15 protein-coding genes are annotated in these 15,218 nt (G+C 70.4%); 7 read left to right on the forward strand and 8 right to left on the reverse strand.

Annotated elements, in window-relative coordinates; translation table 11 throughout:
- Position 1: 1 nt before the first annotated feature.
- On the forward strand, positions 2–772 hold the full coding sequence (locus ACIRA5_RS39595) for an ABC transporter permease (protein WP_403699339.1): 771 nt from the start codon (positions 2–4) through the stop codon (positions 770–772).
- On the opposite strand, the gene ACIRA5_RS39600 is transcribed toward ACIRA5_RS39595, so the two are convergent.
- Entirely contained in the window at positions 769–1,731 is a 963-nt protein-coding gene (locus tag ACIRA5_RS39600; RefSeq protein ID WP_403699341.1) for a hypothetical protein, read from the reverse strand. The two genes, ACIRA5_RS39595 and ACIRA5_RS39600, sit on opposite strands and share 4 nt — an antisense overlap.
- A gap of 201 nt (positions 1,732–1,932) precedes the next feature.
- Between ACIRA5_RS39600 and ACIRA5_RS39605 the strand changes: the two genes are divergently transcribed.
- The 3 genes from ACIRA5_RS39605 (at position 1,933) to ACIRA5_RS39615 (ending at position 5,136) form a co-directional block, all read left to right on the forward strand.
- Positions 1,933–2,823: a hypothetical protein gene (locus ACIRA5_RS39605; RefSeq protein WP_403699342.1), complete on the forward strand. Its 891-nt coding sequence runs from the start codon at positions 1,933–1,935 to the stop codon at positions 2,821–2,823.
- A 235-nt stretch (positions 2,824–3,058) separates the two neighbouring features.
- Positions 3,059–4,294 (forward strand): ABC transporter ATP-binding protein, encoded by a 1,236-nt coding sequence (locus ACIRA5_RS39610; RefSeq protein WP_403699344.1) that lies wholly within the window; start codon positions 3,059–3,061, stop codon positions 4,292–4,294.
- Complete coding sequence (locus ACIRA5_RS39615; RefSeq protein WP_403699346.1) at positions 4,291–5,136, forward strand: ABC transporter permease; 846 nt, start codon at positions 4,291–4,293, stop codon at positions 5,134–5,136. The genes ACIRA5_RS39610 and ACIRA5_RS39615 overlap by 4 nt, the downstream gene beginning before the upstream one ends.
- 22 nt (positions 5,137–5,158) lie before the next feature.
- Here ACIRA5_RS39615 and ACIRA5_RS39620 read toward each other — a convergent pair whose 3' ends face one another.
- Positions 5,159–5,491, reverse strand: a complete 333-nt coding sequence (locus ACIRA5_RS39620) for an ATP/GTP-binding protein (RefSeq protein ID WP_403699348.1) — start codon at positions 5,489–5,491, stop codon at positions 5,159–5,161.
- Positions 5,492–5,711: 220 nt separating this feature from the next.
- On the opposite strand from ACIRA5_RS39620, the gene ACIRA5_RS39625 reads away from it, so the two are divergent.
- The gene (locus tag ACIRA5_RS39625; protein WP_403699350.1) at positions 5,712–6,740 is read left to right on the forward strand and encodes an LLM class flavin-dependent oxidoreductase; all 1,029 of its coding nucleotides are present in this window, start codon (positions 5,712–5,714) and stop codon (positions 6,738–6,740) included.
- Between the two features lie 267 nt (positions 6,741–7,007).
- On the opposite strand, the gene ACIRA5_RS39630 is transcribed toward ACIRA5_RS39625, so the two are convergent.
- Positions 7,008–7,400: an SCO5389 family protein gene (locus ACIRA5_RS39630; RefSeq protein WP_067369067.1), complete on the reverse strand. Its 393-nt coding sequence runs from the start codon at positions 7,398–7,400 to the stop codon at positions 7,008–7,010.
- 244 nt (positions 7,401–7,644) lie between these two features.
- Between ACIRA5_RS39630 and nucS the strand changes: the two genes are divergently transcribed.
- Complete coding sequence (gene nucS / locus ACIRA5_RS39635) at positions 7,645–8,316, forward strand: endonuclease NucS (protein WP_168511249.1); 672 nt, start codon at positions 7,645–7,647, stop codon at positions 8,314–8,316.
- Between the two features lie 96 nt (positions 8,317–8,412).
- Here nucS and ACIRA5_RS39640 read toward each other — a convergent pair whose 3' ends face one another.
- From ACIRA5_RS39640 to ACIRA5_RS39655, 4 genes are all read right to left on the reverse strand, one after another.
- Positions 8,413–10,968 carry an ATP-binding protein gene (locus ACIRA5_RS39640; RefSeq protein ID WP_403699352.1) on the reverse strand — a complete coding sequence of 852 codons (2,556 nt, stop codon included), beginning with the start codon at positions 10,966–10,968 and terminating at the stop codon, positions 8,413–8,415.
- A 270-nt stretch (positions 10,969–11,238) separates the two neighbouring features.
- Positions 11,239–11,562 carry an STAS domain-containing protein gene (locus ACIRA5_RS39645; protein ID WP_030596935.1) on the reverse strand — a complete coding sequence of 108 codons (324 nt, stop codon included), beginning with the start codon at positions 11,560–11,562 and terminating at the stop codon, positions 11,239–11,241.
- Positions 11,563–11,775: 213 nt separating this feature from the next.
- Entirely contained in the window at positions 11,776–12,624 is an 849-nt protein-coding gene (locus ACIRA5_RS39650) for a 3-hydroxyacyl-CoA dehydrogenase family protein (protein WP_099943350.1), read from the reverse strand.
- 177 nt (positions 12,625–12,801) lie between these two features.
- Positions 12,802–13,914, reverse strand: a complete 1,113-nt coding sequence (locus ACIRA5_RS39655) for an RNA-guided endonuclease InsQ/TnpB family protein (protein ID WP_403699354.1) — start codon at positions 13,912–13,914, stop codon at positions 12,802–12,804.
- A 38-nt stretch (positions 13,915–13,952) separates the two neighbouring features.
- Here ACIRA5_RS39655 and ACIRA5_RS39660 point away from each other — a divergent pair, with 38 nt between their 5' ends.
- Positions 13,953–14,525, forward strand: a complete 573-nt coding sequence (locus ACIRA5_RS39660; protein ID WP_403699356.1) for a cob(I)yrinic acid a,c-diamide adenosyltransferase — start codon at positions 13,953–13,955, stop codon at positions 14,523–14,525.
- On the opposite strand, the gene ACIRA5_RS39665 is transcribed toward ACIRA5_RS39660, so the two are convergent.
- Positions 14,522–15,106 (reverse strand): hypothetical protein, encoded by a 585-nt coding sequence (locus ACIRA5_RS39665; RefSeq protein WP_403699358.1) that lies wholly within the window; start codon positions 15,104–15,106, stop codon positions 14,522–14,524. The two genes, ACIRA5_RS39660 and ACIRA5_RS39665, sit on opposite strands and share 4 nt — an antisense overlap.
- Positions 15,107–15,218 lie beyond the last annotated feature (112 nt).

The raw sequence follows: 15,218 nt of genomic DNA on the forward strand, positions 1-15,218 counted from the left end.
CATGGCGGCGACCCAGGTCCTCAAGTCCGAGTGGACCAAGATCCGGTCCGTCGCGTCCACCGTCTGGACGCTCAGTCTCGCCGCGGTGGTCACGATCGCGCTGGGCATCCTGATCTCGCTGCTGTCGAACAACGAGTTCGACAAGATGGGCGACAAGGACCGGCTCTCCTTCGACCCGACGTTCATCAGCTTCGCGGGGATGACCCTCGGTCAGCTCGCGATGATCGTGTTCGGGGTGCTCGTGATCGGCAACGAGTACAGCACCGGGATGATCCGCACCTCGCTGGCCGCGGTCCCGCAGCGCGGCACGTTCCTCTTCGGCAAGATCGCGGTGGCGACGGGCCTCGCCCTCGCCGTCGGCATGATCACCAGCTTCATCGCCTTCTTCCTGGGACAGGCGGCGCTCGGCACGCACAGCGCGTCGATCAGCGACTCCGGGGTGCTGCGCGCGGTGATCGGCGGCGGCCTCTACATGACGCTGATCGCGGTCTTCTCGATGGGCGTCGCGACGATGCTGCGCAGCCCGATGCTCTCGCTCGGCATCCTCATGCCGTTCTTCTTCCTGATCTCCAACATCCTCGGCGCGGTGTCCGCGACCAAGAAGATCGGCCGCTATCTGCCCGACCAGGCCGGCAGCAAGATCATGCGGGTGGTGACCCCGATCGGCGACGACACCCCGTACGGACCCTGGGGCGGCCTGGCGATCATGGTCCTGTGGGTGGTCGCGGCGCTCCTCGGGGGCTATCTGCTGCTGAAGAGGCGGGACGCCTAGGGCCTGGGGTCCTCTCCGTTCGGGTGGGGTTCCAGGGCGTCGAAGTCCGTCCAGCCCTCCCAGCGCCACACGTCCTTGTCCAGGTCCGGCTGGAGCGGCACGAAGCGGCCGAGTTCGAAGTCGCCCGCCTCCAGGTCGAACCAGCGCTCGTCGGCGACCTCGGTGCCCAGGCCCACGGTCCGCGCCGTCAGCCGGACGAGGAGCTTGACGCCGTGAGAGCCGGACAGCTCCTTGCCCTGGATACGCCGGAACGGCAGTTCGGCCACCGGTGCCTCGACCGGTATCCACACGGTGAACGGCGCCCCGCGCTCGACCGCGAGCCAGTACCGCTCGTCGGCCGGTTCGCCCTGCGCGTCCAGTACCTTCAGCCACTGCTTGTAGATGACCAGGCTGCCGTCGTGCGGGGAGCGCTCCAGGTAGCGCAGATGGGCCCGGGCACGCAGATCCACGACGGACAGGTTGTCGAAGCGGTTGTAGAAGCGGACGGCGATGATCGCGTCCTCACTGTCGGCGTGGCGCCTCGAGTAGCCGGGGAAGTCCGCGGTCCAGGCGTGCGAGACGCTGGCCCGCTGCCGCCAGACGAACGGCCGCAGCGCGAACATCTTGATCAGGACGATGCCCAGCAGCACCGCGGGCACCAGGGAGCCCGTGACGGAGGCGACCGTGGCGAGCAGCTGGTGCGCGGTGCTGTCCGGCTCGGGGCTGAGATTGTCCGTACCGACACTCGCCCGCAGCACCGCGAGGCTGAGGTCGAGGAGCCGCTCCCCGTTCGAGAACCGCTGCGCCATCGACCTCGACGAGTGCTCGGTCAGCGTCCACGCGGTCGCGATGACGACGGAGAGCCCGGCCAGCGCGCCCAGCGTCATCAGGAGGAGGGCGTGGACGGTACGTCCGGCGATCCACCAGCGAACGGACGTACGGAAGCGCGGATGGGCCCGTCCCCGCCCCGAGGACCCCACCCGACTCCACCCGCGTCTCATCAACCTCAACTCACGTCCCCCGTAACCCACTTCGCCCCCACTCGTACAATGGGACGGCATGATTCCCGGTGTCCGTTCCGGCCAACCCCGCCCAGACGGGGAGACCAGGCCCCGTCCCGGGTACAACTCGCGTGGAACGCTGTTGCCGGTATCGCGCGACCACCCCCGAAGGGCGTCACCGTGACGACGAAGGACCGAAGCCTGCAGGCGCTGGGCCTGGACGACGTGCCCGCGAAGCAGCCGCTCACCTATCCCGGCCGTCCCACCACCGAGCCCTCGCTGCTCACCGGCGGCGAACTGCTCCAGCTCGACGTGCGGCCACTGCGGCTCGGCGAGTGGTACGTGGAGGAGCGCCAGGAGCAGCAGCGGCTCGACGAGGCGCTCGCCGACCTCGGCCAGGTCGGCACCGGGCACCGCCACCCGGTGATCGCCGTCGGCTCCAACGCCTCCCCCGGCCAGGTCGCCCACAAGCTGGCCCGGCTCGGCATCCCGGCGGCGGTGCCGATGGTGCCGGTGCGGGTGCACGGCATCGGGGTGGGCTGCTCGGGACACATCAGTCCGGCGGGGTACGTGGCGGGGACGCCGTACGTCGACCCGCGCGCCGAGACCATGCTCGTCGTCACCTGGCTGGACTCGACGCAGCTGAAGGCGGTCGACGACACCGAGTTCCCGGACTACCGACGGGCGATACTCCCGGGCGACGCGTTCGCGATGACGATGCCCTCCGGGGAGCGGCTCGGCGGCGCGTACATCTACTTCAGCGCGCACGGAGTGCTCGCCGATCCGGCCACCGGGCAGCCGCGTCCGGGCGGCGGCGACCAGGCGCAGCTGCTCGCCGCGCTGCTGGCCGACTCCGCCCGGCTGCGCGAACTGCTCGGCCCCGACCCGGCCACCTGGGTACGGCGCGCAGGAGCCGACCGCGCGCTGCGCGAGCGGGGCACGCTGGTCTTCGGTGAGGAGGGCTGGGTACTGCCGCAGACGGACTTCCTGCCGTACGTCGACGACGCGTCCGAGCTGCGACTGTACGACGATCTGCCGCCGCTGGACGACTCGCTGCCCCGTCGGGCGTGAGGCGTGTTCGGTATCGGGTGCGGAGGTTCCGTTTCCAGCCTGACCAGGCGGGACGGGTACCTGACAAAGGTAGGGTGCGGGTAAGGCCCCAGGTAAGAGCGTTCTCCCGCCCGTCCCCCGCGTGACCTGCACATTTTTACTTCCTCTTGAGTGGAACCGTCAGCGCCCCGCTATCCTCCTAACCCTTACGGGGGCGTGCGCCCCGACGTCCTGAACCTTTCGATGGGTGCGGAGCATGATCGAGGCAGTCGGCCTGACGAAGCGCTACGGCGCCAAGACGGCCGTGTACAACCTTTCCTTCCAGGTGCGGCCGGGTGCCGTCACCGGCTTCCTCGGGCCCAACGGCTCGGGCAAGTCGACGACGATGCGGATGATCCTCGGCCTCGACAACCCCTCCTCGGGGCAGGTCACCATCGGTGGCTTCCCCTACCGCAAGCTGCCCAACGCCCCCCGTCAGGTCGGCGCGCTCCTCGACGCCAAGGCCGTGCACGGCGGCCGGCACGCCCGCAACCACCTGCTCTGCCTCGCCCAGCTGTCGGGCATCCCGGCCCGCCGGGTCGACGAGGTGCTCGGCGTGGTCGGGCTGCAGGACGTGGCCAAGAAGCGCTCCAAGGGCTTCTCGCTCGGCATGGGACAGCGGCTCGGCATCGCCGCCGCGCTCCTCGGCGACCCTCAGGTGCTGCTCTTCGACGAGCCGGTCAACGGCCTCGACCCCGAGGGCATCCTGTGGGTCCGCAACCTGATGAAGGCGCTCGCGGCGGAGGGCCGCACCGTCTTCGTCTCCTCGCACCTGATGAGCGAGATGGCGCTGACCGCCGACCACCTGATCGTGATCGGCCGCGGTCAGCTGCTCGCCGACCAGAGCATCAAGGACTTCATCTCGCACAACTCGGCCGACTTCGCCCGGGTCCGCACCCCGGAGACCGAGCCGCAGCAGCGCGAGAAGCTCACCGCGGCGCTGACCGAGGCCGGCGGCCAGGTGCTGCCCGAGCAGGACGGCGCCCTGCGCGTGATGGGACTGCCGCTGCCCCGCATCAGCGACCTCGCGCACTCCGCCGACGTACGCCTGTGGGAGTTGTCGCCGCACCAGGCCTCGCTGGAGGAGGCGTACATGCGGATGACACAGGGCGCCGTCGACTACCGCTCGACCATCGACCAGAAGGCCGGGCTCCAGCAGGAGCTGCCGCCGGGTGCCATGCCGCCGCCGCAGCTGCCGGTCGCGGGACAGGGCCAGCCGGGCTGGTACGCACCGCCGCCACCCCAGCAGGGCGGGCAGCCGTTCGCGATGCCCCAGGGCACCCCGCAGGCGGGTCCCTACGGCGCTCCGGGCATCCCGGGTGCGCCGGGCGCCGCGGACGTCAACCCGTACGCCCAGCCCGCTCCCCAGACCCCCGCGCAGCCGCCCGTCGCGCCCCCGGCGCCGGCCGCTGCCGCCACCCCCGACCTGACCAAGCCCGAGGACGCCCGATGAGCACGCCCCCGCCCCCGATGCCGCAGCAGGCCGCCGCTGCCCCCACCTGGCAGGCGGCGCCCGGCACTTCGTACAGCTCGCCGATCCCGGTCACCCGCACCCACCTCGGCCACGCGCTCACTTCCGAGTGGACGAAGATCAAGTCCGTGCGCTCGACGCTCTGGACGCTCGGCATCTTCCTGCTCCTGGTGGTCGGCATCGGCTTCCTGGTCGCCGCGCAGACCCAAGACTCCGACTTCACCGACGTGCCGTACACGATCCCGGCCTTCTTCGGGCTGATCCTGGGCCAGATCTGCCTGATCACGCTGGGCGTCCTGGTCGTCTCCTCCGAGTACGGCACGGGCATGATCCGCACGACGTTCACGGCCTCGCCGCAGCGCCACCGGGTGCTCACCGCCAAGTTGATCATCTTCTTCGCGGTGGCGTTCGCCGTCTCGGTGTTCTCCATCGGCCTGGTCGGCCTCATGACCTCGGCCATGCACAGCGGCTCCTCGAACGTCTCGTGGGGCGGCACGGTCGTCAAGGGCGCGCTGTACGTCTCGCTCCTGGGCGTCTTGTCCCTCGCGGTGGGCTCGATGCTGCGGCACTCGGCGGGCGCGATCACCACGATGCTCGGCGTCGTGCTGGTGCCCGCGATCCTGCCCGCGTTCCTGATGATGTCGCAGAGCATGCGCACGATCGGCGAGAAGATGCAGGAGTACGCCGCTCCCAACGCCCTCGCCAGGATGTTCGCGCTGGACAACGAGAGCAGCGGCGGCGGCGCGCAGCTCGGCCTGCTCGCCGGGGTGACGGCGGCCGCGATCGCCGGCGCGTACCTGCTGCTGGAGCGCCGGGACGTGTGAGTCCGCTCCGGCCCGAAGTGGCCTAGAACCTGGGCGCGTTACGGGACCGCTGCACCCTTGAGGTGCGGCGGTCCTTCGCGTTCCAGCAGGCCTTGTGCCAGTGGCGGCGCTCGTCGACGCCCGAGTGCTCCGGCCAGGCCACCACGTGCGGGACGCCGGAGGGGATCATCTGGTCGCAGCCCGGGCAGCGGTAGGTCTTGCCCTCGGCGCTGGCGCCCGCCACATGACGCACGCTCCACTCCTCGCCCTGCCAGCTCTCCGTGGACTGCCAGCCGCCGTACCGCGCGGAGCGGTCGTCCTCCGCGCTCCGGTCGGAGGGGTCGGAACCCTTGGGACGGTTGCGACGCGGGGACACAGGACACCTCACGGAGCTATACAGGAAGCAGGGTCTGCTCCAGCCTACGCGGAGCGGACAGGGGTAGCCGTACCCCACCAACCCCCTCAGATCGCCCTCCCGTCGGCTCATTCTGCAGACAATCCGCAAATCCCTCCGACAGGCCGTGTCCTCGGCACGTGTCGGGCGGTTATGCCGGTGGGGGAGCTCCGCGTCGGAGCCGAGGAAGCAGGAAAGCACCATGCACGTTGGAAGTTTTGTACTGGCAGCCCAGTTCCCGGGCCAGGGCCAGGGGGAGGCCCTGCACCGCGCGGTGCGCACGGCCGAGGTCGCCGAAGAGGCCGGGCTCGACGCGGTGTGGCTGGCCGAGCACCACTTCGTGCCGTACGGGACGTGCCCGTCGGCGGTCACCCTGGCCGCCCTGCTGCTGGGCCGCACCAGCCGCATCCGCGTGGGTACGGCGGTGAGCGTACTGCCCACCGTCCACCCCGTCGCCCTCGGTGAGCAGGCCGCGCTGCTGCACGTGACGTCCGGCGGCCGTTTCATGCTGGGCGTGGGGCGGGGCGGGCCCTGGGTGGACCTGGAGGTCTTCGGCGCGGGCCTGGAGGCATACGAGAAGGGGTTCCCGGAATCACTCGATCTGCTGGTGCGCTGGCTGCGCGAGCCGTCCGTGGAAGGGCGGGGCGAGCGGTTCAGGTTCCGCGAAGTGCCCGTCGTGCCCCGGCCGTCGGAGTCACTGAGCGGCTCCCCCGGCCCCGAGGTCGTCGTCGCGTGCACCTCGCCGGCGAGCGTGCGGCTCGCCGCCGAGCGGGGGCTGCCGATGCTCCTCGGTATGCACGTCGGTGACGAGGAGAAGGCCGAAATGGTATCCCTGTGGCGACAGTTGGCGCGTGTGGCGGGCCATTCGACGGACGAGATCCTCGGGGCGGCCCATGTGTCGGCCGGCGTCTGCCAGATCGCGGACCGGCGCACCGACGCCGTCGAGACACTCCTCAAGGCGATGCCGGGCTGGCTGAGGCAGGGGCTGGACGCGCATGTGACGGTCGACGGCCGCGCCCGCGCGATGCGGGACCCGCTGGCGTACACGGAACTCCTGTGCGGGCTGCACCCGGTGGGCACGCCGCGCCTGTGCGCCGACCGTCTCGCGGCCACCTCGGAGCGCACCGGCATCTCCCGCTTCGCCCTCCTCGTCGAGGGCTCCGGGGACCTGGCGGCGACAGAGGAGAACGTCCAACGACTCGGCTCCGAGGTACTCCCCCACCTCGGCTGAGACAGGTCACCGCGGACGGCGTGGGCCCGGGAGAGGGTGCGGGCGCCCTGGGCCCACCAAGGGTCTCCAGGGCCCCACAACCGGCTTTGTCCCGCCCCGCGGCCCGGACAAAACCCGGTCTCCCTGACCCGACGCACACACCCACCCACCCACGATCCGCGTCCCGCCGTCGGCCAGGGGACCCGGGGACCCGGGGGAGCCTGCCGCCCCGTACAGATGCACCTCCCGCGTACAGAGCGGCAAGCAATGCGGCATCAAGGCGTCACGTCAGCAGTCTCGGAACTCCGGCGACTGATTCAGCAGCTGACTGCGCACCGAGGTGAAGCGTGCCAGTGTGTCGTCCACTGAGGTGTCCAGTGGGAACACCGCCACCCGATGGCAGTTCTGGAAGGCCAGCCGCACACCGAAGTGCCGCTGCAGCGCGCCGCGTATCGCGTCACTCGCGAGCGCACGCAGCAGCTGGCCACGCGCCTGCTCGTCCGGCGGAGGCGTCTGGTTGTCGGCGAAGTTGCCGCCGTCCACCTTCAGCTGAGCCACCAGGGAGCTGATCATCTCCCATGCGTAGGGCAGGGAGGTCCGGACGCAGTCGACGAATTCTGCTTCGTCGACCTCGCCTCGCTCGGCCTTCTCGAGTAGGGCCGGTGAGACGTCGAGCGACATGGGTTCTCCTCTCGCACCCCCAGACCTCGGGGGTTGCCGGACAGGTAAGGGACATTCGCGATGTCGAACACTCTGAGTACACGCATCGCGACCTCCCGTTTATACGGTAAGCAACGTACGGTGACGGCACCAGGAGAATGCGCACATAGCGAACTCCCAGTAGGCCCACAATCAGCCACGACCGAACAGGCGTCTTCCAGGGCGAATCGCGTGGACCTCTGCCCGTCGAGTAGCGTTGCGGACCATGCGTCTCGTCATTGCCCGCTGCTCCGTTGACTACGCGGGCCGGCTCACCGCCCATCTCCCGTCGGCCCCCCGTCTCATCCTGGTGAAGGCGGACGGCAGCGTCTCGATCCACGCTGACGACCGGGCCTACAAGCCCCTCAACTGGATGTCGCCGCCCTGCACCCTGAAGGAGGGCTCGGGCGACGAGGAGGGCGTCTGGACCGTCATCAACAAGGCGGGCGAGAAGCTCATCATCACGATGGAGGAAGTCCTCCACGACTCCTCGCACGAACTCGGCGTGGACCCCGGCCTGATCAAGGACGGCGTGGAAGCGCACCTCCAGGAGCTCCTCGCGGACCGCATCGAAACGCTCGGCGAGGGCTACACGCTCATCCGCCGCGAGTACATGACGGCCATCGGCCCCGTCGACATCCTGTGCCGCGACGGCGAGGGCCGGACCGTCGCCATCGAGATCAAGCGCCGCGGCGAGATCGACGGCGTGGAGCAGCTCACCCGCTACCTGGAGCTGCTCAACCGCGACCCGCACCTCGCGCCGGTCCGTGGCGTCTTCGCCGCGCAGGAGATCAAGCCGCAGGCCCGCGTCCTCGCCACCGACCGCGGCATCGGCTGCACGGTCCTGGACTACGACGCGTTGCGGGGCATCGAGGACGACAAGCTGCGGTTGTTCTGATTCGAACGACTTTGACTCAATCGGCCATGTAGTTCACCGGTCAGAAGTGAGGGCCGGGTCCGAAATCGGACCCGGCCCTCACTGTTGTCGTGGTGCTCAGATCACCGAACCGTTCGGCGACCCGGCGGCGCCGCTGCTCGCCGGAACGCTCACAGAACTGCCTTGCGGAGCGCTGGCAGTGGTGCTCGCGGGGACGCTGGAGGCGGGGCCGCTGGCGGTGTTCGAGGTGGACGGTGGCGTCGTCGGGGTGGTGGCGGTCGCGGAGGGCGACGTCGACGGCGAGGGATCCGTCGAAACCGACGGCGAAGGGCTCGTCGACGGCTTCGGCGAGGTCGACGGCTTGGACGTCGGCGGCTTGGACGTCGACTTGGACGGCGACGTCGACGTACCGCCCCCGCTGTGCGTCCCACTCGGACTGCTCGAAGGCCGCCCGCTCGTGCTCGTCGGCGGCGTCGGGTCGTCCGAGGTCCCGTACGTGCCGTCGGGGCCCGGATCCGTCGGCGTGGTCACCACGCCCGCGTCACCGCTGTCCCCGCCGCCCTTCTTCGCCTTGTCGGCGCCGAGGCTGTCGTCCTGGCCGCCCTGGCTGGCCGAGGGGTTGACCCCGACCTTCTCGGACGGGTTGTCGGTGTTGTTGTTCGAGGTCGCGCCGAGCGTCACCACGGTGCCGAGCACCGCGACGAGCAGCGCGCCCGCGCCCGCGGCCACCAGGTTGCGCCGGGTGCCGGCCACCAGACGACTGCCCACGCCCACGCGCTTCGACGCCGGACCCGGTTCGGCCCGGTAGGTGACCAGCGTCGAGGGCTCCCCGACCGGAGCGGAGAGCACGAACGCGGCCGGTACGCCGCCGGGCGGCGATGCCGACTCCTCGTGCCGCGCGTCGGGTACCTCCTCGCCCGCCGCCGTGCGCCCGCCGGGCAGTACGGCTCCGGAGCGGTCGGCGACCAGCGCGAGGGCCCGGCGGCCCGCGACGGTGCCACGCTTGTCGGCGAGGGCACCGCGCAGCCCGATGGAGGACTCCAGCTCGGCGCGGGCCCGGTCCAGCTGACCGCCGCAGAGCGCGAGGATGCCCAACTCGTGGTGGAAGTAGGCCTGTTCGCCGACCTCGCCGGCGAGCCGGGAGGCCTCCGCGCCGGAGCGCAGCGCGCGCTCCCAGGCGTTCCAGTTCAGTCCCGCGGCGAAGGCGGGCGCGGCCGTGCGGGCCAGCTGCACGACGACGCTCTCGTCCTGCTCGTCGGCCGGGGCCGTGGTGAGCGGGACCAGGACGGTGAGAGCGGCGAGCACGGCGTCGGCCTCGGCGCAGACCCTCTCCGGGGTGACCGAGGGATGTCCGGCCCACCAGGTGTAGTGCTGGGCCGCGATGCGGGCCTGCTCCTCCAGCCCGTCGGCGTATCCGGCGGCCTCCAGCTGGGCCCGCACACCGGCGGCGAGCCGGTAGCGGGAGCCGACCGGGGAGACCAGCGCGCAGCCCGCCAGTTCGGCGAGCGCGGCGTCGGCGTGGGTGTCGTCCACGAGGGCGGGCAGATGCGTCTGGTGCGGCACCTCACCGCCGAGCGCGATGGCGAAGCGCAGGGTGGCGCGGGCCGACCCGCTGAGGCGGGAGGCGAGCAGCGCGGCGGGCGCGGCCCCCTCGGCGAGCGAGGGCAGCGGTACGTCGTGGCCGTCGGCGGCCTCGAACGGCGCGTCGACCGGCAGATCGACCGGGGCGTCCTGGAAGACGCCGAAGTCGTCGAAGGCGTTCTCCTTGGCCTGCAAGTTGTCGCGCTGTCGCAGCAGGGCGCCGGCCTGCATGAAGCGCAGCGGCAGACCCTCGGACTCGAACCAGAGGTCGCCCGCCCAGTTCGCCTCCTCCTCGGTCAGCACGCGTCCGACGGTCCGCTCCAGGAGCTCGAGGCCGCCGCTGCGGTCGAGTCCGCCGAGGAAGACCTCTTCGAGGAGGGAGTCGGTGGAAGGCGCGGGGACGTCGGGAGTCGCGGCGATGGCGAAGGCGCACTCGGGGGTGGCGTCGAGGAGTTCGTCGAGCGCGGTGCCGCCGATCTCCACGTCGTCGAGGACGACGACGGCGCCGATCCCGTGGACGAGTTCGAGCAGTTCGTCCCGTTCGGGGCGGTACAGGGGCGCGTTGTAGACGGCGGCGAACAGGTCGTGCAGCAGGTCGGTCGCCGTGCGCCGGTATCCGCAGAGGCGGACGACGCCGTCGGGGGCGAGGTCCGCGCAGTCGTCGGCGACGGCGTCGAGCAGGCTGGTGCGGCCGGAGCCGGCGGGGCCGGTGAGGCGTACGGAGCGCCCGCGCGCCAGCAGGCGGACGAGCCGCTCGCGCTCCTCCTGGCGCTCCAGGAGCGGCAGTCGGGGCTGGGCGGGGCCCGGCGGTACGGGCGGCAGGGCGGCGCGGGCCAGATCGGCTCGCTCGGCGGCGCTGAACTTCGTGGGCCGCTGCGGTCGCTCTCCCGGCGGGCAGACCTCTATCTCGCTGCCGTCGACGGGGTTGACCGTGAGCAGGAAGTCGCCCGAGACGAGTTGGACGGTACGGGCGAGTGCGGGTGTGTGCTGACCCAGGTCGGCGGTGAGCGCATCACGCGGTGGGCGCGAGCGAGGCGCCTGGCCGTCGTCGTCATGGCCGTACTCTTCGGGTCCCCGGTTGATCGGGTCCATGTTCCAAGCCCCCCAAAAGCGTCGTGTGCGGATCTTGTCGCCGGGAGTCCGGTGACAAGGACCCAGGCCCCTCCCGGCCTTGCTGCACACCGCGCTGTCGCTTCTGGTCCGGTGCCCGCTCGTAGGGTTTCGGGTGGCGGGCAGCCGAACCCTAAACCTTCGCACAGTATCTCCGACAGGCCGGGGTACCGCGCCGTCCGAGACGTCACAGTCTCGTGAGGATTGTGCGCGAGATGCGGTGCGTACGCCGCTCAGGAGGCGTACGCCGGGTCACACCCGGGGCAGTGACTCGACTCCGATGCCGCCCTCGATCGCGAGGATCCGGTGCAGCCGGGTGGCCACCAGCAGGCGCTGCATCTGCGGTGGCACGCGGCGCAGCACGAGCCGCCGGCCGCACCGCCCGGCCCTTCGGTGGGCCCCCATGATGACACCGAGGCCGGTGGCGTCCCAGGAGTCCAGCTCGGACAGGTCCAGCACCAGGTCGCCGACTCCGTCGTCGACGGCCGAGTGCAGGACCGTACGGGCGTCCGCCGCGCTGCGTACGTCGAGGCGGCCCCCGACGACCAGCTCGGCGTGGTCGCCCCTGATGTACATATGCGCTCCCCGAGAGTGCGTCTCGTACTCTGCGTCAGTCTCTCTGCGTCAGTGTCGGTGTCGGTCCGCGTTGTGCGTGTGCACCGTCTGACTGGCTTGAGGCCGCAGAGGTTGCCGTCTGTAAGCGAACCGATACCGAATTCACCTCATGGGGTGACACCCCAGAGGCACGTGCGGTTTCCGTGACGGGTGATGCTGGATGACTCGCTTGATTCAGTGCTTGTAGAAGCCCTGCCCGCTCTTGCGCCCGATGTCACCGGCGTCAACCATCCGGCGCATCAGCTCCGGCGGGGCGAACTTCTCGTCCTGGGTCTCGGTGTAGATGTTGCCGGTGGCGTGCAGGAGGATGTCGACGCCTGTGAGGTCGGCCGTGGCGAGCGGGCCCATGGCGTGGCCGAAGCCCAGTTTGCAGGCGAGGTCGATGTCCTCGGCGGTGGCCACGCCGGACTCGTACAGCTTGGTGGCCTCGACGACGAGCGCCGAGATGAGACGGGTCGTCACGAAGCCGGCCACGTCACGGTTGACGACGATGCAGGTCTTGCCGACGGACTCGGCGAACTCCCGTGCGGTGGCGAGGGTTTCGTCGCTCGTCTTGTAGCCGCGCACCAGTTCGCACAGCTGCATCATCGGTACGGGCGAGAAGAAGTGGACGCCGACGACCCGCTCCGGGCGCTCGGTGGCCGCGGCGATCTTGGTGATCGGGATGGCGGAGGTGTTCGAGGCGAGCACGGTGTCGTCCCGCACGATCTTGTCGAGCGCGCGGAAGATGTCGTGCTTGACCTCGAGCTTCTCGAAGACGGCCTCGACGACGATGTCCGCGTCCGCGGCGGCGTCGAGATCGGTGGTCGCGGTGATCCGGCCGAGCGCGGCATCGGCGTCGTGCGCCTCCAGCCTGCCCTTGCTCACGAACTTGTCGTAGGAGGCCTTGATGCCGTCGAGGCCTCGCGTGAGCGCCTCGTCGGTGACATCCCGCAGAACGACGTCCCAGCCCGCCTGCGCGGACACCTGGGCGATACCGGACCCCATGAGCCCGGCTCCGATGACGGCGAGCTTCCCTGCCACTGTGCGACTCCCCTGACGCGGTGTATATGTCTGCCTCTCGGGCGGACACTAGCGCTCGTGAGGGCCTGTGTGACGAGTTAGTAATGCGTGTCACGGTCTCACGCCGTGAGACGGTCGTCACGTCTCAACCGACGGACTTGGCGATCCTCCCCCGACCGAAGTCAAGGGGATTCCGACCTAGGCGGTCGGTGCGTTAATTCCTTGCGGTTTCACGCTGGTTGGCGCTTCACGGACCGGCTGACGCCGAGGTCTCCACGGCCTGTGACCCGCATGCCCGCGGGCCGGTGTGTCCTTCGCGCCGACCGTGTCAGCGTGCTCCTCGTGACCGCAGGCGGTGCACACGAACCTCGCTCGACTCTTGCGATTGTCCGGATGCACATGCCCACGGACAGGGCACGTCGTTGACGTACGAGCGGGATTCACCGTGCGCACCGTGGCGCCGGTACGTCGGGCACGGTTGCGGACCGCCAACTCGAAGGAATGCCAGCCTTTGTCCAGGATGGCAGGGTTGAGTCCGTACTTCTGCCGAACTCTGACACCGGGCTCCGCCACGGATCCCCTGGCAGTGGCGGTCATGGCCGCGATGTTGAGGTCTTCGAGGACCACGAGGGCATTGCCGTCCACCATCTGACGGGCGCTCTGCGCATGGAAGTCCTGGCGCCGGTCACGGACCCCGCGCATGATGACCCGCATCTTCGCCCGGCAGGCCCTTCGCCTCTCGGATCCCTTCCGCGTGCGGGCAAGCCGCTGCTGGAGGCGCCGGTACCGTGCGGCCTCACCAGGAGAGACGAAGCCACGGTCAAGGAATTGGCCGTCACTGGTGGCGGCCGGAGTGACGACTCCCCGGTCTCCACCCCTCCGGCGGCGCTCCAGCGACACGGCGGGTGCCTTGACGCCGTCCTCCACCAGAAAGCTGACGTACCAGTGTTTGCCGTCGCGGGTCACGGTGGCTGATTTCACCGCGCCGCCGAGCGAGCGGGACCACCGAAAGGTCACCCACCCCGAGGGCTGCCATCGCTGCTTGGACTTCCCTCGCCCGCGGAATGTGCCATGCCTGCGGCACGCTGTGTCCACGTCCCGGAGCGTCTGCTGAAGAATGTGGGACGGCGCGGCCTTCGGCCAGGAGTGCTCGACCTTCGCCTCGGCCACCGCACGCGCCTGCCGCACAGAGCCGACCCACGCACCTCGGCGTCGGTACCCGCGGCGCTGCTCGAGCCCGGTGTTCCCTACCGCCCGGCGGATATTGCCGAACTCCTCCTGAACACAGGCGCCGAAACAGTGCGCAGTCACACATCGGCTCCCCTCGCGAGACCGTCTAAATTGGCCCCATGGTCAATCTGACGCGCATCTACACCAGGACCGGCGACCAGGGCACCACCGCTCTCGGGGACATGAGCCGGGTCGCCAAGACCGATCCCCGGATCTCGGCCTATGCGGACGCCAACGAGGCGAACGCGGTCCTCGGGACGGCGATCGCACTGGGCGGCCTCGACGAGGAGGTCGTCGCGGTCCTCACCCGGGTGCAGAACGACCTCTTCGACGTCGGCGCGGACCTGTCGACCCCGGTGGTCGAGGACCCGAAGTTCCCGCCCCTGCGTGTCGAGCAGTTCTACATCGACAAGCTGGAGGCGGACTGCGACCGCTTCAACGACGAGCTGGAGAAGCTGCGCTCCTTCATCCTGCCCGGCGGCACCCCGGGCGCGGCGCTGCTGCACCAGACGTGCACGGTCGTACGCCGCGCCGAGCGGTCGACATGGGCGGCGCTGGAGGTCCACGGCGACATCATGAACCCGCTGACCGCCACCTATCTGAACCGGCTCTCCGACCTGCTGTTCATCCTGGCCCGCACCGCGAACAAGGAGACCGGGGACGTGCTGTGGGTCCCGGGCGGCGAGCGCTAGGTCCCGTCGGAATGCGACGACAGGCCCTGGCCGCCGGACCGGCCCTGGGTGACCGGGGCCCGTTTGGGCCGGAGCAGATACGTCAGGGCGATCAGGCCGTGGAGCCCCACCGCCCGTAGCGCCACCCACTGGAAGGCGCGCAGCGACGAGGTGTCGCCGGCCCCCACGAACCAGACCGCGCCCTGGAGGAGGGCGCACGCGACGGTCGCCGCGAGGAGGGTGCGCAGCCAGAGGCGGCCCTCGTGGGCGGCCCGGGGCAGGCCGAAGCGCGGGGGCTTCGGCGGGGGCGGGCCACCGGCCAGGCGGTGGGCGGCGTGGCCGTCCAACCAGCGGATGGTGTAGTGGCCGTACGCGACGGTGAAGCCGATGTAGAGCGCGGCCAGGCCGTGTTCCCAGCTCGGCTCGGCGCCGTTTCTGAGGTCGATCGCCGTCACCACGAAGAGCACCACCTCCAGCAGCGGCTCGCACAGCAGCAGGGCCACACTCGTGCGGCGCAGCCCCAGCAGATAGCGGACGGCGAGGCCCGCGGCCAGCAACAGCCAGAAACCGGCCTCGCACGCGACGATCAACCCGACGATCACGGTTCGCTCCTCTCGGTCACCCCTCCAGGCTCGCGTCCGGGGCGGCTCGGATCGTCATCGGCGGTGACGAAGTCCCGGTACATCGAAAGATGCAGTTCCGGACCCTTCCCGG

This window comes from Streptomyces sp. NPDC096311, from assembly GCF_044763085.1.
GTDB lineage: Bacteria > Actinomycetota > Actinomycetes > Streptomycetales > Streptomycetaceae > Streptomyces.